The organism is Rhodovulum imhoffii (genome assembly GCF_003046545.1).
GTDB classification, from domain to species: domain Bacteria; phylum Pseudomonadota; class Alphaproteobacteria; order Rhodobacterales; family Rhodobacteraceae; genus Rhodovulum; species Rhodovulum imhoffii.
Genome location: NZ_QAAA01000008.1, coordinates 24,223 through 45,336 on the forward strand (window position 1 = coordinate 24,223; position 21,114 = coordinate 45,336).

Here is a 21,114-nt window from a genome sequence, read left to right on the forward strand (position 1 = left end):
ATTCTGCGGCCCTGAAGCCCCCGGTGCAGCTTCGCACCGGGGGCGGGGATTTCATCAGCCCGCCTTGGCGAGATCGCGCAACACGTAGTGCAGCACTCCGCCATGCTCGACATATTCCTTCTCGATCGCGGTATCGATCCGGCACTTGAGCAGGATCGTCTTTTCGCTGCCATCCCCATAGGCAATCATGCACGGAACCTCGGCCTGCGGCCTGAGATCTCCGGCCAGTCCGGTGATGGTGAAGGTTTCATCTCCCTTGAGGGACAGTGTGTTGCGGGTGTCGCCGCCGGTGAACTCGAACGGGATCACCCCCATGCCAACCAGGTTGGAACGGTGAATACGCTCGAAGCTCTCCGCGATGACGGCCTTGACGCCCAGCAGCGCGGTGCCCTTGGCCGCCCAGTCCCGCGAAGATCCAGCGCCGTACTGCTCCCCCCCGATTACCACCAACGGCACGCCCATGTCCTTCCATGCCATCGCCGCCTCATAGATGGACGTCTGCACGCCATCGGGGCCCCTGGTATACCCGCCTTCCACAGCGTCCAGCATCTCGTTGCGGATACGGATGTTGGCGAAGGTCCCGCGCATCATGACCTCATGGTTGCCACGCCGCGACCCGTAGGAGTTGAACTCCCGCACCGGAACCTGGTGACTGACAAGATACTGCCCGGCCGGTGTACTTTCCCTGAACGATCCTGCGGGGCTGATATGATCGGTGGTGACCATATCCCCCAGAACCGCCAGCGCACGCGCTCCGGCAATGTCGGAAATCACCCCCGGATTGGGCGACATGCCGTCAAAATACGGGGGGTTGCGCACATAGGTGGAGGCGGCGGGCCAATCATACGTTTCGCTGTCGGTCGTGCGGACGCCCTGCCACTTGTCGTCGCCCTTGAAGACATCGGCATATTTTTTCCGGAACGCCTCACGGGTGACGGTTCTTTCGACCAGTTCGACAATCTCGGATTGGGTCGGCCAGATATCTTTCAGGTAGACGTCGTTGCCATCCTTGTCCTTGCCCAGCGGGTCGCGGGTCAGATCGATATTCATATCCCCGGCAATGGCATAGGCCACAACCAGCGGCGGGCTGGCCAGGTAGTTGGCGCGCACATCGGGACTGATGCGCCCTTCGAAGTTGCGGTTGCCCGACAGAACGCTGGTGGCGACCAGATCGTTTTCGGTGATGGCCTTGGAAATCTCCTCGGCCAGGGGGCCGGAATTGCCGATACAGGTCGTGCAACCATAGCCCACAAGGTTGAACCCGATCGCGTCCAGATCCTCTTGCAGGCCTGCGGCCTCAAGATACTCCGATACCACCTGCGATCCCGGAGCGAGCGAAGTCTTTACCCACGGCTTGCGGTCCAGACCCAGCACACGGGCCTTGCGGGCCACAAGCCCGGCGCCGATCATCACATAGGGGTTGGAGGTGTTGGTACAGGACGTGATCGAAGCGATCACCACCGCCCCGTCGCGCAAAGTGTAGCCCTGCCCGTCGACCCTGGCGGTGCGGCGCGGGTCGCGCCCCATATCCGGGGCCGGTGCCTCGGCAAGCATGTCCCGCGCTTCCATGCCTTCATCCTCTCCCCGATACTCCGAGACGACGTTGAAGAAACTCGATGCGGCCTGATCCAGGGGTGTATGATCCTGCGGACGCTTCGGACCGGAAATCGCGGGGACGACATCGCCCATGTCCAGATGCAGCGTGTCGGTATAAACCGGGTCGTAATCCGGGCCCCGCCACAAACCGTTGGCCTTCGCGTAGGCCTCCACCAGCGCGACGCGCGCTTCCTCCCGGCCGGTGGTCCGCAAATAGCGCAGGGTTTCCTCGTCGACAGGAAAGAAACCGCAGGTGGCACCGTATTCGGGCGCCATGTTGGCAATGGTCGCCCGGTCGGCCAGCGGCAGGCGATCAAGCCCCTCGCCGTAGAATTCCACGAACTTGCCCACCACGCCCTTCTCGCGCAGCATGGCCACGACCTTCAGCACAAGGTCTGTCGCCGTGGTCCCCTCGACCATCCGACCGGTAAGCCTGAACCCCACGACCTCGGGGATCAGCATCGAAACCGGCTGACCCAGCATCGCGGCTTCGGCCTCGATCCCGCCCACGCCCCAGCCCAGAACGCCCAGGCCGTTGACCATGGTTGTATGGCTGTCGGTCCCGACCAGCGTATCCGGGTAGGCTACGGTTTCGCCGGACTGATCCACATCGGTCCAGACGGTCTGAGCCAGATATTCAAGGTTGACCTGGTGACAGATTCCCGTACCGGGCGGCACCACGCGGAAATTGTTGAACGCCTTCTGTCCCCATTTGAGGAAGGTGTAGCGTTCCATGTTCCGCTCGTATTCGCGATCCACGTTGAACTGGAAGGCCCGCGGGTTGCCGAATTCATCGATCATGACCGAGTGATCGATGACCAGGTCCACCGGATTCAGCGGGTTGATCTTCTGGGCATCCCCGCCCAGCGCCTTGATGCCGTCGCGCATCGCGGCAAGATCCACGACAGCAGGCACCCCGGTAAAATCCTGCATCAGCACACGCGCCGGACGATAGGCGATCTCGCGCAGGGTCTTTCCGCCATTGGCCACCCAGTCGGCAAAGGCGCGGATGTCATCGGTATTGACGGTCTTGCCGTCCTCGAAGCGCAGCAGGTTTTCCAGCACGACCTTCAGCGCCGCCGGCAACCGCGAGAAATCCCCCAAACCGGCCTCCTGCGCAGCGGGAATGGAGTAATAGGCGACGCTGGCCCCACCGGCCGAAAGCGTCTTGCGGGTGTTCGAGCTGTCATGTCCAACGGTAATGGGCATCGGAGCCTCCGTCCTAGATGGCGTTCATTCCCCTGCTCTTGCCTGATCCCTGAGCACCGATCAAGAGGGTTGGCGCACTTTTGTATACCTTCGTGCACAAAATGTCGCGCACCCGCGCCAATTGCTCGCATCTCTCTCGCGATTCCTTGATTGGCGCGGAGCAATCGCTTCCGATAGGAAGAAGACAGCCGCCCGCAGGGAAGGGAAACATGCGCCGTTTCACAGGTATCTTATTTGCGCTTTGGGCCATGTCAGGCGCCGCGCTGGCCCAGGATCGCCCCGTCGTCGTGGAACTGTTCACCTCGCAAGGTTGTGCATCCTGCCCCCCCGCGGATGAGTTGATGGGCGCCCTCGCGCGCCGGGACAACGTGATACCTCTGGCGCTGCACGTGGATTACTGGGACTATATCGGCTGGAAAGACATCTTCGCCCAACCCGAGTTCACCAGCCGCCAGAAAGCCTATGCCCGCGCCGCCCAGAAAAGTTCCATCTACACACCCCAAATGGTTGTCGGCGGAACAGAACACGTGGTCGGCTTCAGCCCGATGACCCTGCTGGACCTGATCGAAAGCCAGAAAGGCTTCGACAGCCCGGTGCGGATGCATCTGCAACGCGGTCCCGGCGAAGTGATCGTAACCGCCCGGTCCAGTCGCCCGCTGAAGGAAGACGCGCTTCTTCAGATCGTGCGCTATACACCCGAACAAACCGTCAAAATCACCCGGGGCGAAAATGCCGGGCGCACGATCCGCTACACGAATATCGTAACGGCGTGGGATGCCGTCGCCCGCTGGAGCGGGGCCGAACCCCTTGTCCTGCGGGTCGGAATCGAAGGCGAAGACCCCGTGGTCGCGATCATTCAGCGCCCCGGACCGGGGCAGATCCTGGCTGCCGCCCAGCTACGCTGACCGACGCTCCGGTTTCCAGCGCCGGTGTATCCACAACCACTGGTCCATATTGCGACGCACCTGCGCCTCAAGGCTGTCATTGAGCGCCTGCGTCATCTCCTTCGCCGTCCCGTGGGGGACGGGAGCCTCCGCGACAATCTCGAAACTCACCCCGTCGGACTGGCGGACACCGTAGATCGGAACGACCAGCGCATCGTATTTCAACGCCATCTGTGCCGCCGACAGCGCGGTGGGCGCGGTCTTGCCAAAGAATGTCAGCGGGGCACCGTGGCGCATGTACTGGTCGATGACGATGCCCAGCATCCCCCCCGACCGCAAAAAGCGCAACATCTCCCCAAGCCCCTGACGCCCCCGCGGGAACAGCGGCTCCCCGATCGTGGCCATCGCACGGGTATAATGGTCGTTGAAAAAGCCATTGCGCATCGGGTTGTAAAGCCCGCCCACCCGATAGCCCCTGGCAATCAGCGCCGCGCGCGGGGCATCGTAATTGCCGAAATGCCCCGTCACCAGAAGCACCGGGCGACCGGCCTCATGGGCCTCCTGCAAGGCCGCCACCCCCGGTCCGCTCATCGGTGTCGCGGCAGCGCGCGCCACAAAGTCGCGTGCGGAATAAAGTTCGATCACCGAACGGCCGAAATTATCTGGAACCGCCCGCATGAGACGCCGCACCTCGGACCGGGGCAGGTCCGGGCAGACATGGGCCAGGTTGTCCCGCACGCGGCGGTCATAGCCCGCCACCGGGGCAACCAGCCGCGCCACCACCCAGCCCGCGAAAGGTACGCGCCAGCGGTAAGGCAATACCAGAGCGCCGGCGAGAATCGCCCGCACCAAGAGGTTTTCGAAAAATTCGGGGGGGCCTCTGCGCTGTTTCGCCATTCCAAAACCCTATCCGGGGGCCCGCAGCGCGGGCATGCCCTGTCTTACTGTCCCCCCTTTGCGACCTCAACCATTGACGAAGACAATGGCTTCGTCGTCCTCATCGGCCTGCAGGCTGATCTGATCGGCGTCTTCCATCTCACGCAGTCTGGCAACAACCTGCGCCATGGCTTGTTCCGCAGCCTTTTTTGCAACCTCGCCACGGTCCTCGATCATCTCCCGCAATTGCGTGGCCATACGATTGGAAAGGTTGTCCAGTACAAATTCAACGGTTTCTCTTTGCTTGCCCCCGGCCGCCCCGGCGAACGCGGTCAGCAAGATGTCTTGGGGAATCTCACGCACCACGGTGGGCACATGTTCGGGCGACAGACGGTCGGGAATGTTTTCGAATGTGAAGATCGCCCGGCGCACACGCTCCGCAAGTCCGGCGTCCTCCGCCTCCAGCCCCGCCAGAACATCCTCACGCGTGCTGGCGCGGGAAATGTTCAGGATGGCCCCCATGCGGGCCTCTGCCGCATCTTCGAAGGCGGCAGGTGTATAGGCATCCACCGCCTCCGCCAGGGCCGCCCCGATTCGCGCCACGGTCTGGGGAGAAACCTTCCTGGTGCGTGAAATCGCCAGCGCGATGGACCGCGCGCGCGCACCCGGCAACATGCCCAAAAATTCCGCCGCGCGCGCGTTCGGCATTTTGGAAAGCACGATCGCCACGATCTCTGCGCTTTCGTGTTCCAGCAAATGGTGGAGCATTCCATCATCCAGCCGCGAGATTTTCAGCCACGGGTTCCCGGTCGTCCCGTTCACGCGATGGCGCAGAGCCTCTGCCGCGGCGGGGCTGAGCACCCCCTCAAGCAGGTGCAGCGCCCCATCCAGACCATCGGGAAACCCCAACCCACCACGCTCCAGTTCCTCAAGGAATTCATTCGCGATCGCCGCCACGGTCGGCCCATCCACATAACGTGTACGCACGATCTCGTCGGTCAGTGCACGCTGGAGCGACTCCGGCAACTGGCGCAAGGGCAGGTCGATCCCTTCCCCCAGCAACAACCGGACAATCACCGCCGCCTTGCGCGCACGCGGCATCGGCACAAACTGTGAAACAGCGTTCAACGGACCCTCCTTCGCCATGGCGGCGGCAGAATTACGCAAGGAGATTAACGCCCTGCTTACGGCACCGGGTCCGGCGTCAAAAGGAAACGCCATAACCTTGCCGGCAACGATCCGCACACTGCCCCGGCACAGCGAAAGACTTTCCTCCGGCCACATGAACGCTTGAATTCGGGCAAAGGCGCGGGCAAAACGGCGCCAAGCGGCCCCTTAGCTCAACTGGATAGAGCAGTCGACTTCTAATCGACAGGCTGAGGGTTCGAGTCCTTCAGGGGCCGCCATGACCGCCTGCCCTGCCTCCATGCGGATCGGCGCCGCCATCCGACCAAAGGGTACGTCGAATTTCCAAAGAAACCGCTGGTTGCGCATGCGCCGGGCCGCCAATCCGGTTGTAGGGCCTGCCGGATGCGATTCCGCCAGGGCTTTGCCGGGGAGGTCCGGTCGGCTAAACGTCGGTCGCCAGTCGGCCCCCGCTTCCCGGCGATAAGAGCCGGCATTTGGCCACGCCTCTCGCAGGCGTCGGGCCTTAGTCCACGCGCGTCAGGGCAGGCACGCGGGCGGACCCGGAAAGCGCCACCGCCTTCAGCCGGGCAAAGACCAACTCCCCCTCAGCCAGCGCCAGACGGTCCCAGGATTTGCGCGAGATACGGGCCAGCAACGCCGCGCCCCGGCCATCGCTGCCCAAACGCAGGCGGACGGTCATCTGATGACCGGCGGGGTCGGCGCCTTCGATCCGGGCGGGCAACGCGTTCAGGATGGTCGTATCACGGGGGGGAGTCCGGCCCAGACTGACATCGTTGGCAGGAATACGCACCCGCCGCCCCTCCCCCACCGGGCCAAGACCCCCCGCAACCACCAACACCCCACCCGGTACGGCGATTTCGCTCAGCCCGTAACCGGGATCGGTTCTTACCACCTTTCCGTCGATCACCACCGCCGGCTGGGGCATGTGCAGCAACGGCAGAGCCGGGTCCGCAAGCAAATCCGGGATTGGCCCGGCCGCCCGCACCCGGCCCTGCTCCATCAAGACCAGCGTATCGGCGAGACGCTCCACCTCGGCGATATCATGGCTGACATACAGAACCGGGATCGACAGGGCCGCGTGCAGCCGTTCAAGGTAGGGCAGGATCTCATCCTTGGAAAAGCGGTCGAGAGCCGACAGCGGTTCATCCATCAACAGCAGCCCTGGCTGTGACAACAGCGCCCGGCCGATGGCGACGCGCTGACGCTCCCCCCCCGAGAGCATCCGGCTCGGGCGGTCAAACAGGGGCGCGATACCGAGCAGATCCACCACCTCCTCCATCCCGATCCGCGTAGTCCCGGAACGGCGCAGACCAAATCGTAAATTGGCCTCCACCGAGAGATGGGGAAAGAGACTTGCCTCCTGGAAGACATAGCCGACGGCACGGCGATGCGGGGGGACGAAACGGCGACGTTCCTGCCAGATGTCACCGTTGATCCGCAACCGCCCCTCCGGCATCCGCAGCAACCCCGCAATGGCCCGCAGCACCGTTGTCTTGCCGCAACCCGAAGGACCGAACAGCGCGGTTATTCCCTGCCCCGGAACCGCGAAAGCGGCATCGAGCATGAAACCGCCAAGACGGCCCCTGAAGGCGGCTTCGATCATTCGCGCCTCCCGTTCAGCCGCCGTTCGACCAGCATCATGGACAGGATCACCAGAAAAGACATCGCCAGCATCCCGCCGGCAAGGACATGGGCCTTGTCCCATTGCAACGTTTCGACATAATCGAAAACCGTCACCGACAACACCTTGGTTTCGCCCGGAATGGCACCGCCGATCATCAGGATGACGCCAAATTCCCCAACGGTATGGGCAAACCCCAGAACCGCCCCGGTGAACAAACCCGGTGCAGCCAGCGGCAGCGCGACCGAAAAAAACGCATCCAGCGGGGCAGCACGCAAGGTGGCGGCCACCTCCATCGGGCGTTCCCCCATGGCTTCGAAAGCGTTACGGATCGGGTTGACCACGAATGGCAGCGAATAGATCACCGACCCGACCACCAGCCCCTCGAAGGTAAAGGACAGCTTGCGCCCCAAAAGCGCCGTCAGCGGTGACTCCGGCCCCATCGCGATCAGCAGGTAAAAACCCAGTACGGTCGGCGGCAGCACGATAGGCAGCGCCACGATGCTGGCGACGACCTCCTTCCAAAGCCCCCGCGCGCGGGCCAGCCACCAGGCCAGTGGCGTCCCTACCGCGAGCAGCACGATTGTCGAGACGGCGGCCAGCTTGAGGGTCAAAACCGTCGTCTGCACCATCGCAGCGTCCAGCAGGGGCGCCTCCGTCATCGCTCAATCCTCTGTATCGTACCCGAATTTTTCAATGATCATGCGCGCCTCGGGCCCCTTCAGAAAGGCCAGATACGCCCGCGCGGCTTCGTTTTCCGCCCCCCTCTCCAGAAGAACCGCATCCTGCCGGATCGGGGCGTAAAGATCCTGCGGAACCATCCAGCGCGACCCGCTCTCATCGTCCAGAACCTGCGACAGCGCAACGAAGCCGAGCTGCGCATTTCCCGTGGCGACGAACTGATGCGTCTGGGTGATGGTCATCCCTTGCACGATCTTGTCCCCGAGGGAAGCGAAGACACCCAGCCCCTGCATCGTTTCGACGGCTGCCGCGCCATAGGGGGCCGTTTGCGGGTTGGCGATGGCGATATGGGTAAAATCGCCCGATCCCAGGACAGCGCCGGTTCCGTCGATCAGGGTGTCGTCGGCACTCCAGAGTACGACTCGCCCCACCCCATAGGTAAAGCGGGTACCGGGGACGGCGTAGCCCTCTGCCTCGGCTCTTTCGGGGCGGGCCTGATCGGCTGCGAGAAACACCTCGAAGGGCGCCTCCTGGGTGATCTGGGCATAAATCTGCCCCGTTGGCCCGAAGCTGTGGATCACGGTATGGCCCGTGGCCTCGGTGAAAGCCGCCGCGATCTCGTTGGCGGCTCCGGTGAAGTTCGCGGCCACCGCGGCAAGGACCTCCCCCGCCCGCGCGCTGGGCGCGATGGTCAGCGCCATAAATGCCACAATGGAAGTTCCGTGCAGGAAACCTTTTGCGAAGGCCATGAAAAATCCTTTTCTCACCCGGTGCGGCACAGCCCTGTACACGTCTGGTCCGGGGCAGAACGGGGCTGAAAGCACACGCTAACGGCAGGATCGCCCTCAACAGGCAGACCGGCTCGGCATCCCGCCGAAAGACGCTTGGGTGACCCCGCCGCCGGTTTCACCCTGCCCCCTGAGGGGATCCGGATCACTTGTATCGACCTGCCCATACTGGTTCAGCTGCGGTCAGGCGCGAAGACGCCCGGGGCATTATGACAAGTCGATGACGGGCGGCAACCGATTCCCGGTTGGTGCCGCCGCGTCTTTCGGACGCGCGGATCACGGACCCCTCTGCCAGGTCAAAGCTGTTCCGGCTTTAAGGCTCCTGATTTCGGGCCGTTCCGGCGGAAAGCACCGCGAAAACCTGCGCCGCCACCCACATTCCAGACGCCGCGCGACGGCACAGCCCCGGCGCTTCGATTTTCCCGGCCTCAATATCGAGCGGGCCTTGGCGCGGGACAGAGGCCCCCGCGTCACATCTTCGTAGCCGGACGACGCACCCCAAGCTCCTCGCGGATCGGCCCGGATGGTGTTGAGATCTGCCTCCGTGCAATGCTGCCCCGCATTGCCGATCGGCGTTCCCCACGGAAAATGCCGTTCGTCACCCCCCGCCGCCCGACCGGCAAACGGATCGCTTGTTTCCCGGACTCCCAGTGCAAGAAAACATCACATACGCTCCGCGGCGTGCCCACGACCGGAATTTCCTGTTTCACCCCCCGCGCACGCCGGGTAGCGTGGCGCCGCAACCCGTCAAAGCGCAGGACGCCCATGGAAACCAGAGACATCGTGTTCATCGCCCTCTTCGCCGCCATCACGGCCGCGCTCGCCGTTTTCCCGCCAGTGACACTGCCGGTCATCGGGGTGCCGATCACGGCGCAGTCGCTGGGCGTCATGCTCGCAGGTGGCGTATTGGGGGCAATGCGCGGGGGGCTCGCCATTGTCCTGCTGCTGGGTCTTTTGGCTATCGGGCTGCCGCTTCTGGCGGGCGGCCGGGGGGGCTTCGGGGTGTTTCTTGGCCCTACCGGAGGCTACCTGATCGGCTGGGCCGTGGCCGCCTTCGTGATCGGCTTTCTGACAGAGCGGTTCTGGTCGCGTCTGACCTATCCGGGCGCTTTCGTCATCTGCGTGGCAGGCGGGGTCGTGGTTCTTTACGCCATCGGCATCCCCTGGAGCGCCTTCGTCGCCAAGGTCAGCCTCGGCACGGCGCTGGCAGGGTCGCTGCCTTTCATCCCCGGCGACATCGTCAAGGCGCTGATCGCGGCGGGAGTGATCGTGATCGTCAAGCGGTCTTACCCGATCATTGCAAAATGATGCCTGCGCCAAAGCCCGCGGTCATCACGTTTCGGGATGTTGTCGTTGAAAAGAACGGCACCCCGATCCTTGCCGGGCTGACCCTGCGCCTGAGCGAACGGCGCATCGGCGTGATCGGCCGCAACGGCTCTGGCAAAAGCACCTTCGCGCGCCTGTTCAACGGGATCGAGACTCCATCGTCCGGGGAGGTTGGCATCGACGGAAAGACCGGGCGGAAAGACCTGCGCCGCCATGTCGGGTTCGTCTTCCAGAACCCCGACAATCAGATCGTCTACCCGATCGTTTCCGAAGACCTCGCCTTCGGACTTAAAAACCTGAAGCTGACGCAACAGGAAACTGCGGCGCGAATCGACACGGTGCTGACCCGCTTCGGCCTTGCCCACCTGCGCGATCGGTTCACCCACCAACTCAGCGGTGGGGAAAAACAGATGATCGCATTGGCCGGGGTACTGGTCATGCAGCCGCGGGTGATCGTGTTCGATGAACCCACGACACTGCTGGACCTCTGCAACAAACGTCGCTTCATGGCCGCCCTGCAAGAGCTGGAACAACAGATCGTCGTCGTGTCCCACGACCTGGATCTGTTGCAGGGGTTTGACCGGGTCCTGCATTTCGAAAACGGCACGCTCTGCGAAGACGGCCCGCCCGCCCCGGTGATCGCGGCCTACGTCGCACGCTCGCAATGCTGACGGATCTTTACGTTTCCGGCGACAGCCCCGTGCACCGCGCCCGCCCGGTGCGCAAGATCGTGGCGCTGATCGTGGTTTGCACCGGCCTCTTCATCTTCGAGGGCTGGCCCTCCGTTCTGACTGCCGGAATACTGGTAGGGGCGGGATTCGCGATGGCGGGATTGCGCCCGCGTCACGCCCTGGCGTCCCTGCGTCCGGCCCTGTGGATTCTCGTGGCGATTTTCGCCGTCCAGGCCATGCTGACAGATGCGCTCTTTGCCGGGTTCGTCACCGCGCGGTTCGTGGTCCTGATCCTCGCGGCCGCACTGGTGACCCTGACAACCCGGACCAGCGAGTTCGTGGAGGGAATTCTTGCCGCGCTGACCCACGCCCCGCACTGGATACCGAAACACCAGATTGCGCTGGCGATTTCCTTGTGCCTGCGGTTCATTCCGCTGGTTCGGACGGTGCTGGAAGAGGTCCGTCAGGCCCAGCAGGCGCGCGGGACGCACGCCAGCCTGACCGCGCTGCTGGTGCCCCTGGTGGTGCGCACCCTGAAAACCGGCGACGAGGTCGCGCAGGCAATCTACGCCCGCTCCCCCGAATAACGCGGCACGGGAGGGGTCAGTGGGTCCAGGCCCCGCGACGGCCGGTGGCGAAATTCTCCCCATACCCACCCGGACGGATGTTGGGACGGCGCTCCCTGGGCGTCATCACGACCGCCTCGATGCCGTTCTCTCTGGCGTAGTTCAGTGCGGCCTCCTTGCTGGCAAAGCGCATGCGCACCTGCGTCAGCGTGTCGGAGGATGACGTCCACCCCATCAGCGGGTCGATTTCCCGCGCAGAGGCCGGAGCGAATTCCAGAACCCACTGATGTGTCCTGGCCTGGCCGGACTGCGTGGGCGTTTTCGCGGGCTTGTAGATGCGGGCACGCATGTTTTCCTCCTGTCGCGGGGTATGGGTCTGTTATGGGTAATCCGCCCGCCGCACGCAAGGGGCGCGGCCCTTGATCCGGTGCGTCTGCGGGTCAAATCTAGGGGTCGGAAAGGAATCGCCCATGCCAGACACACCGCTTTTGCGCCCCCCTGACCCGCCCGTGCCAGACCGCGCCAAGCCGGAAGGCGGCAAACGCTTTGTCATGCAAACCGATTTCGCGCCCGCCGGCGATCAACCTGCCGCCATCGCGGAACTTGCCGGAGGGATCGCCGCCGGAGAGCGCAATCAGGTGCTTCTGGGCGCAACCGGCACCGGCAAGACCTTCACCATGGCCAAGGTGATCGAGGAAACCCAGCGCCCGGCAATCATCCTTGCCCCCAACAAGACGCTGGCCGCCCAGCTCTACGGGGAGTTCAGGGGCTTCTTCCCCGACAATGCGGTGGAGTATTTCGTTTCTTATTACGACTACTACCAGCCCGAAGCCTATGTGCCGCGCTCTGACACGTATATCGAGAAGGAATCGCAGATCAACGAACAGATCGACCGGATGCGCCATTCGGCCACGCGGGCGCTGCTGGAGCGCGACGACGTCATCATTGTGGCCTCGGTGTCCTGCATCTACGGGATCGGCAGTGTCGAAACCTACGGAGCGATGACGCAGGACCTAGTCGCCGGGCAGGAGTATGAGCAGCGCAAGATCATCGCAGACCTGGTCGCCCAGCAATACCGCCGCAACGACCAGGCGTTTCAGCGCGGCAGTTTTCGCGTGCGTGGCGACGTGCTGGAAATCTGGCCCGCCCACCTGGAGGACCGTGCCTGGCGGCTGTCCTTCTTCGGCGAGGAGTTGGAAGGCATCACCGAGTTCGACCCCCTTACCGGACAAAAGACCGGCAACTTCGATCAGATTCGCGTTTATGCCAATTCACACTACGTCACGCCCAAGCCGACCCTTCAGCAAGCCATCCACCATATCCGCAGAGAACTGCGCCAGCGGCTGGACCATCTGGTACAGGACGGCAGGCTGCTGGAAGCCCAGCGCCTGGAACAGCGCACGAATTTCGATCTTGAGATGCTGGAGGCCACCGGCGTGTGCAACGGGATCGAGAATTACTCCCGCTACCTGACCGGTCGCGCGCCCGGCGAACCGCCGCCCACGCTGTTTGAATTCATCCCCGACCACGCCATTGTCTTCGCCGACGAATCCCATGTGACTGTCCCCCAGATCGGCGGCATGTACCGAGGCGACTACCGGCGCAAGTTCACCCTTGCCGAGCACGGTTTCCGCCTGCCCTCCTGTATGGACAACCGCCCCCTGAAATTCGAGGAATGGGACGCCATGCGTCCGCAATCGGTCTTCGTTTCCGCCACCCCCGCCGCGTGGGAGCTGGAGCAGGCGGGCGGCATCTTTACCGAACAGGTCATCCGCCCCACCGGCCTGCTGGACCCGGAGGTGGAAATCCGCCCGGTCGAAACACAGGTGGACGACCTCCTGGATGAGGTCCGGCAGGTCGCGGCCAAAGGGTGCCGGGTGTTGTGCACCACTCTGACCAAGCGCATGGCCGAAGACCTGACCGAATACCTGCATGAGCAGGGCATCCGGGTGCGGTACATGCATTCCGACATCGACACGATCGAACGCATCGAGATCCTGCGCGACCTGCGCCTGGGCGCCTTCGATGTGCTGGTGGGCATCAACCTGCTGCGCGAAGGCCTGGATATCCCCGAATGCGGCCTGGTGGCCATCCTGGACGCCGACAAGGAGGGCTTCCTGCGCTCTGAAACCTCTCTGATTCAGACCATTGGCCGCGCCGCGCGCAACGCGGAAGGGCGGGTCATCATGTATGCCGACAAGGTCACCGGCAGCATGCAGCGCGCCCTTGCCGAGACCGAACGCCGCCGCGAAAAACAGATCGCCTACAACACCGCCCACGGGATCACCCCCGAAACGGTGAAAAAGAATGTCGAGGACATCCTCGCCGGCCTCTACCAGGGGGATGTGGACATGACCCGCGTCACCGCCACGGTGGACAAGCCGCTGCTGGGCGCGAATCTTCAGGCCCACCTGGACGGGCTGCGCACGCAGATGCGCGAGGCCGCCGAGAATCTGGAGTTCGAAGACGCCGCCCGTCTGAGAGACGAGATCAAGCGGCTTGAAGCCGTTGACCTCGCCGTGGCCGACGACCCGATGGCCCGCCAGTCCGCCATCCAGACCTCCGGCGGTGCCCGGGCGCGCTCCACCGCCGGACGGCCGGGGCAGCGCGGCAGGCCACGCAAGCGTTGATCCGGCTCAGTGCATCCTCGCCGGAGCGGGGAAAGTGACACTGATCGTTTGTGGCGCAAGGATTTCCAGCACCGGCCGACCGTTCCGGACATGATGGGCCACGAGGTTGCGCGACACCCGGCCAGACTCCGGTTCGGGCCGGTTCATGGTAATCTTTCCCTCCAGAAAGTCGGGAAAAATCGCCGCGATCTCCGCGCGCGCCTCGGGCGAAAGAGCCGCTAAGGCGAACCGGCCCAAATATAGACTTTCCGTCGGGGCGGCATTGCTCCAGATCACTTCATGACGGTCGAACAGGATGTGGAAGTAAGTGACTCCAGGCGCCTCCGTGACAACGCGCACGCCCGGCAACCCCAGCAGCTTGATCGCGGGGATCAGCACTTCCTCCCGCCCGGTCAGGCGGCGCGCGACACGCGACGAAACCAGAACCCGGTGTTGCGGCGATACCTCCAGCGGCGCGCCGGGCATGCCCGGCCCCAGCGCACCGGCCTCGATCCGCACCGGCGCCAGCTTGGGATTGGTCCGCAATTCACCCACGCCCATGACACGCGCCCCAACCCAGCGCACGGGCTGGTAGCCGTTATCCCGTGTCAGGACCAGATCCCCCGGCCGCAGAGTCTCTACCGGGACATCCCCCGCCTCTGCCCGGATCAATGTGCCCTTGGTAAAGCACGGCGCGCCGGTGCTGTCGCCGGCGGCACCGGCCCCGTAGACCTGCGTTCCGGAAGGCAGAAATACGGTATCGACAATCGTGTCGGTGGCAACCGTACCGTTGGAATTGAAGGTCAGCTTGTGCGCCTGCCCAGATCCTTCGAAGTAATATATATGCTTCCCGACCGAGGCGAACCCAAACGCATCTCTGGGAATGGTGTGCCCGGTATCGACCATGACCTCGACCAAACTTCCCGCACCGGGTGTGTCCGAGAACGTATAGCGGTATATTTTCTGGGAATTCGGGTCTAGGCCCAGGTACATTTCCCGGCCCGTGTCGTCTTCACCAAAATAGATCAGGTCGGTGACATTGACACCGGACAGATCGGTATAAGCCCCAGTCGGCTGATAGGTGCCGTCGGTCTGCCGCTCCAGTTCTATGATGCGCGAAGTCCAGCCCTGGGGCGTAGTCGTGAAAGACGTATAATAAAGATGTATGCCATCCGGACTGGGCGTGAGAGAGGACGCAGTCCCCGTAGACGGCGAATCTGCAATCAGCGTGTAATCATTGGCCGAACCGCTTTCGGTATTGAAACGATACACGTCACAGCTGCCGGAACCCGAATAGACGATGCCTACCAGTTCCAAATCGCCGTCGGGTGTCTTCAAAACGGAAAGGTCACCCCATTGGCCCGCCGAAGAGTAATCGTTGATATAGATTTCCTGGCCGGTTACCGGATCCCATGCGTAAAGCTGGTTTCCGGATGTGATGTAATAAACCAGATCTGGGTCAAGCGTATGTGCGGGCATTTCTACTTCCCCTGTGTGAGCACGCCTTAAAGGCGAGTTAAGTTGATCAATAGTCATTTACGTTGATTTATGATGATATTTAATTTGGTGCATTTTGCAATGATTTTCTACTTTAGGGTTATAATAATTATCTATTATTATATAAATTTTATTTATATCCCATCAGGTGGTGATAGAATGCTTTTTACACGCATTACGTGTGTGTCACCGGTAGTTTTCCGCCGATATATCCGTGCCCTCGGGCAAACTGTCTCACTACCCTTGCCCCCGGTTGAATTGCGGCCCATCTTTGAGCCATGACTCCGCAATCTGCCCAGCCTTCAGGAAAGAACGTGAAAATGACCGACAAGAAAGACACCATGTTTAACGCCGACGCGCTGAAAACCGACGACCCCACGCCACTGTCCAGCCGGATGAACTGGCAGTTGCTGTCCGACAACCCGGACACACCGATGTCGGTGAAGGAACTCAAGACCGACGATCCGACGCCCTTCTCGCGCTTCATGAAGTTGCCGCTGCTGAGCGATCGCAAGTCCAGCATCAAGCTCATGACGGACAACCCAACGCCCTTCTCCTCACGCATGGGCTGGGACCTTCTGTCCGACAAGACCCCTTTTGAAAGCACCCCCGGCACCGCCAAGACCGGAGAAAAGGGTGAAGGGGCGTTCTCCCGCTTCCTGCGTGGCATCGTGACCGGCGAAGTCCAGAAATAAACTGTCTGTCATCAACGGTTCCACCGCCCGCGTCCGGACGCGGGCGGTTTCGTTGCGCGCCGCCGGTGAACGCGGCTGGTGCCCGGTGACGGGCATCCACTTTTGCAGGCCGATGCCCCCTCGCGACTAACGGGCAAGTGCCTGTGCCATGGTGTCACGCTTCGGGATACCGGCTGTTCGCGGGCACGCAACCGGGCGTTCGGCTGTCCGGAAAGCTTGGGCTGCGATCCCGAAAAGGCCGGGTCGGTTTGGTCGCCGTGCGATAGCTTACAGGCCCCGCGGGGCATGGGGGGCCTTGGTGCACCGGCCCCGACCACGCACGGGAGTTACCTGCGGCACCTATAAGCCCGTCGAGGAAAGTCCGCAGGCTGTCCCGGCACAATAGCCGTGCGGATCAGGCAACACGGCGCAAAATAAGCGAAGGGCAAAGACACCAAGCCCGCACTCACGGCCCATCGCGCCCTGGACATCCCTGGCCTGCGCCGCTGGCTTCTCCGCCAAGACTCACCTGACAGCCCCGACACAGCCTTTCCGTGCGGACGGGCCGCTGTCTTCCTCAGTGCCTTTGAACCAGCGCACGGGGTTCAAGCAGCCAGCGTCTCCTGAGACGGCAGCCTTCCGGAAACGGAAGCCGCAGGCCAACATCGCCCGAGGCCCGGCCACCTTGAGGGACCTGGAGAGGCCTCAGCATGGGCTGTACAGCCCGTCCCGAAAGCGACGGGGGGCGAGAGAGAGGCCCTGAAGGGCAACGGCAAAAACGACCCAACCGCGAGAATTCTGGTGCGGGCGGCCGGACTCGAACCGGCACGGCCTTTCGGCCCAGGCATTTTAAGTGCCATGTGTCTACCATTCCACCACGCCCGCACGGCGCCGCGCAGAATAGGCATTCACCGGCCGGAGTAAAGGACCCTAAGAGGCGGCAAAGCTCGTATCCTTCACCGCTTCCATCGCCACGTAAGTCGAACTGTTCGCGACATGGGGCAGGGCCGAAATCCGCTCGGCCATGATTTCGCGATAGCGCGCCATGTCCGGCGTACGCACTTTCAGCAGATAGTCGAACCCTCCCGCGATCATGTGACATTCCTCGACCTCGGGAATAGCACGCACAGCGGCGTTGAACTCCGCCAGGGCGGCCTCACGCGTGTCGGAAAGACGTAATTCGATAAAGGCCACATGGGCCAGGCCAAGTCGAAGAGGGTTCAGCATCGCCCGGTAACCCGTGATGACGCCCTCGGCCTCCAGCCGCTTCAGCCGGGTCTGGGTCGGCGTCTTGGAAAGGCCCACCCGGCGGGCCAGCTCTGCCACCGGCAACCGCCCCTGGGTGGAAAGAACCCGCAGAATCGCGTGATCGAACCGATCCAGAACCGGAAGATCGGATGGCATTCTCAATCTCGCCAAATAAGTCATATCCTCTTCATTTTTGCCATGTTTCAGGCCAATCGCCTTTCCTGCACGCGGTATACTGCCCCAAACACCAAGGAAACGCCATGACAGACCTGCAAGCCCTGCGCGTACGGATCGACCGCGCCACCTACGTGGCGGAAGGCCCCGTCCTTGCGGCACTTATAGAGACCGCCGGGCTGACGCCCGAGACCCGCGCCCAAATCACGCGCGAGGCGGCCGCCCTCGTCCGCCGAATCCGGAAACGGGATCGCCCCGGCATGATGGAGGTGTTCCTCTCCGAATACGGCCTCTCGACCGAAGAAGGCGTGGCGCTGATGTGCCTGGCAGAGGCGCTTTTGCGCGTCCCCGATGCCGAAACCATGGATGCCTTGATCGAGGACAAGATCGCGCCGTCGGACTGGAGCCAGCATCTCGGCCAATCGGCCTCGCCGCTGGTCAATGCCTCGACATGGGCGCTGATGCTGACGGGCCGGCTCCTGGGCACCCCCGACACCGGCGTCGCCGCGACCCTGCGCGGCGCGGTCAAACGGCTGGGTGAGCCCGTCATCCGCACGGCGGTCGCGCGTGTCATGCGCCTGATGGGGCGCCAGTTCGTCCTCGGCGAAGACATCGACGCCGCGATGAACCGCGCCTCCGGCATGGAGGCCCGCGGCTACACCTGTTCCTATGATATGCTGGGCGAGGCCGCGCGCACCGATGCCGACGCCCGGCGCTACCACGCAGCCTATCTACAGGCCATCGCCCGGCTCGCCAGGGCCGCCGCGTCGTCCGACATCCGGGAAAATCCCGGCATCTCGGTCAAGCTGTCGGCGCTGCATCCCCGTTATGAGGCCGCCCAGATCGCCCGCGTGGGGACGGAACTCGTCCCCCGGCTGCTATCTTTGGCCCTGGCGGCAAGAGACGCCAATATCGGCCTGAGCATAGATGCGGAAGAGGCCGATCGGCTGAGCCCGTCTCTGGACGTACTCGAGGCCGTTCTGCCCGACCCTCGCCTTGCCGGGTGGGAGGGCTTCGGCGTCGTCGTGCAAGCCTATGGCCCGCGGACAGGCCCGGTGCTGGACTGGCTGCATGCGCTGGCCCGGCGGCATGACCGCAAACTGATGGTGCGCCTCGTCAAAGGCGCCTACTGGGATACGGAGATCAAACGTGCACAGGTGGCAGGCCTCGACGGCTTTCCCGTTTTTACCCGCAAGGCGGCCAGCGATGTCAGCTATATCGCCAACGCCCGGCGACTGCTGGGGATGACAGACCGCCTTTACCCCCAGTTCGCCACCCACAATGCCCACACGGTAAGTGCGGTTCTTGCCATGGGCGCGTCACCGGAAAACTGCGAGTTCCAACGCCTGCACGGGATGGGGGAAACCCTGCATGAAGAGGTAAAAGCCCAGGCCGGCACACGCTGCCGCATCTACGCGCCGGTCGGGGCCCACCGCGATCTGCTGGCCTATCTCGTACGGCGTCTTCTGGAAAACGGGGCCAACAGTTCCTTCGTCAACCAGATCGTCGATGAAGACATCCCCGCCGAGGATGTCGCCGCCGATCCATTCGCGGAGGTCCTGTCCAGCCTGCCCACACCGGCACATCCCGCCATCCCGCGCGGGCCGGATCTTTTCGGCCCGGCACGGCGCAACTCCCGCGGGTGGGACCTGACCCATGCACCGGACCTGGACGAAATCGAGACCGCCCGTGCGCCCTATCGAACCACCACGGCCTCCGCCGCCCCCCTGATCGCGGCAGAGGCCCGGCCCCACAGGCAACAGCCTGTCCTGAACCCGGCAACCAGGGCGAAGGTCGGCACTGTGCATCTGGCCTCGGACATCGACATCGCCGTCGCGCTGAAGGCCGCCCGCCCATGGCAGACCCCCGCGCGGGACAGGGCCGCCGTACTCCACCGTGCCGCCGGTCTTTACGAGGAAAACTTCGGCCCTCTGCTTGCCCTGCTCACCCGCGAGGCAGGTAAAACCCTGCCGGATGCCGTGGGCGAACTCCGCGAGGCCGTCGACTTCCTGCGTTACTACGCCAACGCGGGCGAAGCGGCTCAGGATCCCGCGCGCGGGGTGTTCGCCTGCATCTCGCCATGGAACTTCCCCCTGGCAATTTTCACCGGGCAGATTGCTGCGGCGCTGGCGGCCGGCAACGGGGTTCTGGCCAAACCGGCAGAGCAGACCCCGCTGATCGCCCATGATGCCGTGCGCCTGCTGCACAAAGCCGGCGTGCCGAAAACAGCGCTGCAATTACTGCCCGGCAATGGCACGGTGGGCGCGGCACTGACCTGCGCCCCACAGGTGCAGGGCGTGGCCTTCACGGGGGCCACCGAAACCGCGCGGATCATCCGCCGGGCGATGGCCACACATCTGAGCCCCGGCACGCCACTGATCGCCGAAACCGGCGGCCTGAACGCCATGATCGTCGACAGTACCGCTCTGCCCGAACAGGCGGTGGCGGATATCCTCGCCTCGGCGTTTCAGTCCTCTGGGCAGCGCTGTTCCGCCCTGCGGTGTCTCTACCTGCAGGAAGACATTGCAGAACCGTTTCAGAAGATGCTCTTTGGCGCAATGGCAGAACTGCACCTCGGGGATCCATGGAACCTGTCCACCGATCTCGGCCCGCTGATCGATGCCGACGCCAGGAGCCGGATCGCTGCTTATATCGCCACCGCCCGCGCCCGGGACCGGGTGCTCTGGCAGGGCCTGGCCCCGGAAACCGGGCATTTTCTGCCCCCAACAGCACTGAAAGTAAGCGGAATCAAGGAGATGGCGCAGGAGATCTTTGGCCCGGTCCTGCATATCGCCACCTACCGCACGGAGGATCTGGACAAAGTCATCGCCGACATCAACGCCACCGGCTATGGTCTGACCTTCGGCCTTCACAGCCGGATCGACGGTCGGGTTCAGAACCTTGCCGACCGGCTGGCAGTGGGCAACATCTACGTCAACCGCAACCAGATCGGTGCAATCGTCGGCAGCCAACCCTTCGGGGGCGAGGGGCTCTCGGGCACCGGTCCGAAGGCGGGCGGGCCGCGCTACCTCGCGCGGTTCACCACCCGCGCCACCCCTCCAGACAACGGCACACCCGAAGGTGTCGCCATGCTTTCAGACCTGCAATCCGCACTGGCGGCCGCCCCGCCGGGGACCAGACCCACGGCCCAGAATCTGCCCGGTCCGACAGGCGAATCCAACCGGCTGACCACCCTGCCCCGCCCACCGCTGCTTTGTCTGGGCCCGGGGCGCGCCGCCGCCGAAATGCAGGCGGCACAGGTGCGAATGCTCGGTGGACGGGCCGCCGTCGTTTTCGCCGCCGTCGCGCCCGACCTGCTGCACCGGCTGGATGGGTTCGGCGGCGTAATCTGGTGGGGCGATTCGCAAACCGCCCGTGCCTACGACATGATGCTTGCCAACCGCCCCGGCCCGATCCTGCCTCTGATCACCGGCATCCCCGACTCCGCCCACGCCCTGCTGGAACGCCACCTCTGCGTGGATACCACCGCCTCTGGCGGGAATGCCGCGCTCATGGCTGCCGCCGGTTCCGCTTGACCGGAACAA

Annotated in this window: 16 protein-coding genes and 2 tRNA genes; 8 read left to right on the forward strand and 10 right to left on the reverse strand. The window is 63.6% G+C overall.

Features of this window, described 5'->3' with window-relative positions; translation table 11 throughout:
* Positions 1 to 54 precede the first annotated feature (54 nt).
* On the reverse strand, positions 55 to 2,805 hold the full coding sequence (gene acnA, locus C8N32_RS07915; RefSeq protein ID WP_107892217.1) for an aconitate hydratase AcnA: 2,751 nt from the start codon (positions 2,803 to 2,805) through the stop codon (positions 55 to 57).
* Between the two features lie 209 nt (positions 2,806 to 3,014).
* Between acnA and C8N32_RS07920 the strand changes: the two genes are divergently transcribed.
* Entirely contained in the window at positions 3,015 to 3,710 is a 696-nt protein-coding gene (locus C8N32_RS07920; protein WP_107892221.1) for a DUF1223 domain-containing protein, read from the forward strand.
* On the opposite strand, the gene C8N32_RS07925 is transcribed toward C8N32_RS07920, so the two are convergent.
* Positions 3,702 to 4,586 (reverse strand): lysophospholipid acyltransferase family protein, encoded by an 885-nt coding sequence (locus C8N32_RS07925; RefSeq protein WP_107892224.1) that lies wholly within the window; start codon positions 4,584 to 4,586, stop codon positions 3,702 to 3,704. The genes C8N32_RS07920 and C8N32_RS07925 overlap by 9 nt on opposite strands.
* 66 nt (positions 4,587 to 4,652) lie before the next feature.
* Complete coding sequence (locus tag C8N32_RS07930; RefSeq protein ID WP_170106757.1) at positions 4,653 to 5,693, reverse strand: flagellar motor switch protein FliG; 1,041 nt, start codon at positions 5,691 to 5,693, stop codon at positions 4,653 to 4,655.
* 201 nt (positions 5,694 to 5,894) lie between these two features.
* Between C8N32_RS07930 and C8N32_RS07935 the strand changes: the two genes are divergently transcribed.
* Positions 5,895 to 5,971 (forward strand) — tRNA-Arg (locus C8N32_RS07935).
* 245 nt (positions 5,972 to 6,216) lie between these two features.
* On the opposite strand, the gene modC is transcribed toward C8N32_RS07935, so the two are convergent.
* The 3 genes from modC to modA are packed head-to-tail and all read right to left on the reverse strand — an operon-like array spanning position 6,217 to position 8,765.
* A complete protein-coding gene (gene modC / locus C8N32_RS07940; protein ID WP_107892230.1) occupies positions 6,217 to 7,317 on the reverse strand; it encodes a molybdenum ABC transporter ATP-binding protein in 1,101 nt (366 codons plus the stop codon).
* A complete protein-coding gene (gene modB / locus C8N32_RS07945; RefSeq protein ID WP_107892232.1) occupies positions 7,314 to 7,997 on the reverse strand; it encodes a molybdate ABC transporter permease subunit in 684 nt (227 codons plus the stop codon). Before modB ends, modC begins: the two co-directional genes overlap by 4 nt.
* A 3-nt stretch (positions 7,998 to 8,000) precedes the next feature.
* Positions 8,001 to 8,765 (reverse strand): molybdate ABC transporter substrate-binding protein, encoded by a 765-nt coding sequence (modA, locus tag C8N32_RS07950; protein ID WP_107892234.1) that lies wholly within the window; start codon positions 8,763 to 8,765, stop codon positions 8,001 to 8,003.
* A gap of 804 nt (positions 8,766 to 9,569) precedes the next feature.
* On the opposite strand from modA, the gene C8N32_RS07955 reads away from it, so the two are divergent.
* From C8N32_RS07955 to C8N32_RS07965, 3 genes are read left to right on the forward strand one after another with little or no spacing between them, the layout of a single operon-like run.
* The gene (locus tag C8N32_RS07955; protein WP_107892236.1) at positions 9,570 to 10,112 is read left to right on the forward strand and encodes a biotin transporter BioY; all 543 of its coding nucleotides are present in this window, start codon (positions 9,570 to 9,572) and stop codon (positions 10,110 to 10,112) included.
* Positions 10,112 to 10,801: an energy-coupling factor ABC transporter ATP-binding protein gene (locus C8N32_RS07960; protein WP_201132340.1), complete on the forward strand. Its 690-nt coding sequence runs from the start codon at positions 10,112 to 10,114 to the stop codon at positions 10,799 to 10,801. The genes C8N32_RS07955 and C8N32_RS07960 overlap by 1 nt, the downstream gene beginning before the upstream one ends.
* Positions 10,795 to 11,388, forward strand: coding sequence for an energy-coupling factor transporter transmembrane component T family protein (locus C8N32_RS07965; protein ID WP_107892240.1), 594 nt, complete (start codon positions 10,795 to 10,797; stop codon positions 11,386 to 11,388). The genes C8N32_RS07960 and C8N32_RS07965 overlap by 7 nt, the downstream gene beginning before the upstream one ends.
* Positions 11,389 to 11,404: 16 nt before the next feature.
* Here C8N32_RS07965 and C8N32_RS07970 read toward each other — a convergent pair whose 3' ends face one another.
* A complete protein-coding gene (locus C8N32_RS07970) occupies positions 11,405 to 11,716 on the reverse strand; it encodes an ETC complex I subunit (protein WP_107892242.1) in 312 nt (103 codons plus the stop codon).
* A 121-nt stretch (positions 11,717 to 11,837) separates the two neighbouring features.
* Between C8N32_RS07970 and uvrB the strand changes: the two genes are divergently transcribed.
* Positions 11,838 to 13,997, forward strand: a complete 2,160-nt coding sequence (uvrB, locus tag C8N32_RS07975; protein ID WP_107892244.1) for an excinuclease ABC subunit UvrB — start codon at positions 11,838 to 11,840, stop codon at positions 13,995 to 13,997.
* A gap of 6 nt (positions 13,998 to 14,003) precedes the next feature.
* Here the strand turns inward: uvrB and C8N32_RS07980 are convergent, their stop codons facing one another.
* Positions 14,004 to 15,455 carry a Hint domain-containing protein gene (locus C8N32_RS07980; RefSeq protein WP_170106758.1) on the reverse strand — a complete coding sequence of 484 codons (1,452 nt, stop codon included), beginning with the start codon at positions 15,453 to 15,455 and terminating at the stop codon, positions 14,004 to 14,006.
* A gap of 296 nt (positions 15,456 to 15,751) precedes the next feature.
* Between C8N32_RS07980 and C8N32_RS07985 the strand changes: the two genes are divergently transcribed.
* Positions 15,752 to 16,168 (forward strand): hypothetical protein, encoded by a 417-nt coding sequence (locus C8N32_RS07985; protein ID WP_170106759.1) that lies wholly within the window; start codon positions 15,752 to 15,754, stop codon positions 16,166 to 16,168.
* 778 nt (positions 16,169 to 16,946) lie between these two features.
* Here the strand turns inward: C8N32_RS07985 and C8N32_RS07990 are convergent.
* Both C8N32_RS07990 and C8N32_RS07995 read right to left on the reverse strand, forming a co-directional pair.
* A tRNA-Leu gene (locus C8N32_RS07990) sits at positions 16,947 to 17,032 on the reverse strand.
* Positions 17,033 to 17,077: 45 nt separating this feature from the next.
* Positions 17,078 to 17,551: an Lrp/AsnC family transcriptional regulator gene (locus tag C8N32_RS07995; RefSeq protein WP_107892252.1), complete on the reverse strand. Its 474-nt coding sequence runs from the start codon at positions 17,549 to 17,551 to the stop codon at positions 17,078 to 17,080.
* A 104-nt stretch (positions 17,552 to 17,655) separates the two neighbouring features.
* On the opposite strand from C8N32_RS07995, the gene putA reads away from it, so the two are divergent.
* Positions 17,656 to 21,105 carry a bifunctional proline dehydrogenase/L-glutamate gamma-semialdehyde dehydrogenase PutA gene (gene putA / locus C8N32_RS08000; RefSeq protein ID WP_107892254.1) on the forward strand — a complete coding sequence of 1,150 codons (3,450 nt, stop codon included), beginning with the start codon at positions 17,656 to 17,658 and terminating at the stop codon, positions 21,103 to 21,105.
* Positions 21,106 to 21,114 lie beyond the last annotated feature (9 nt).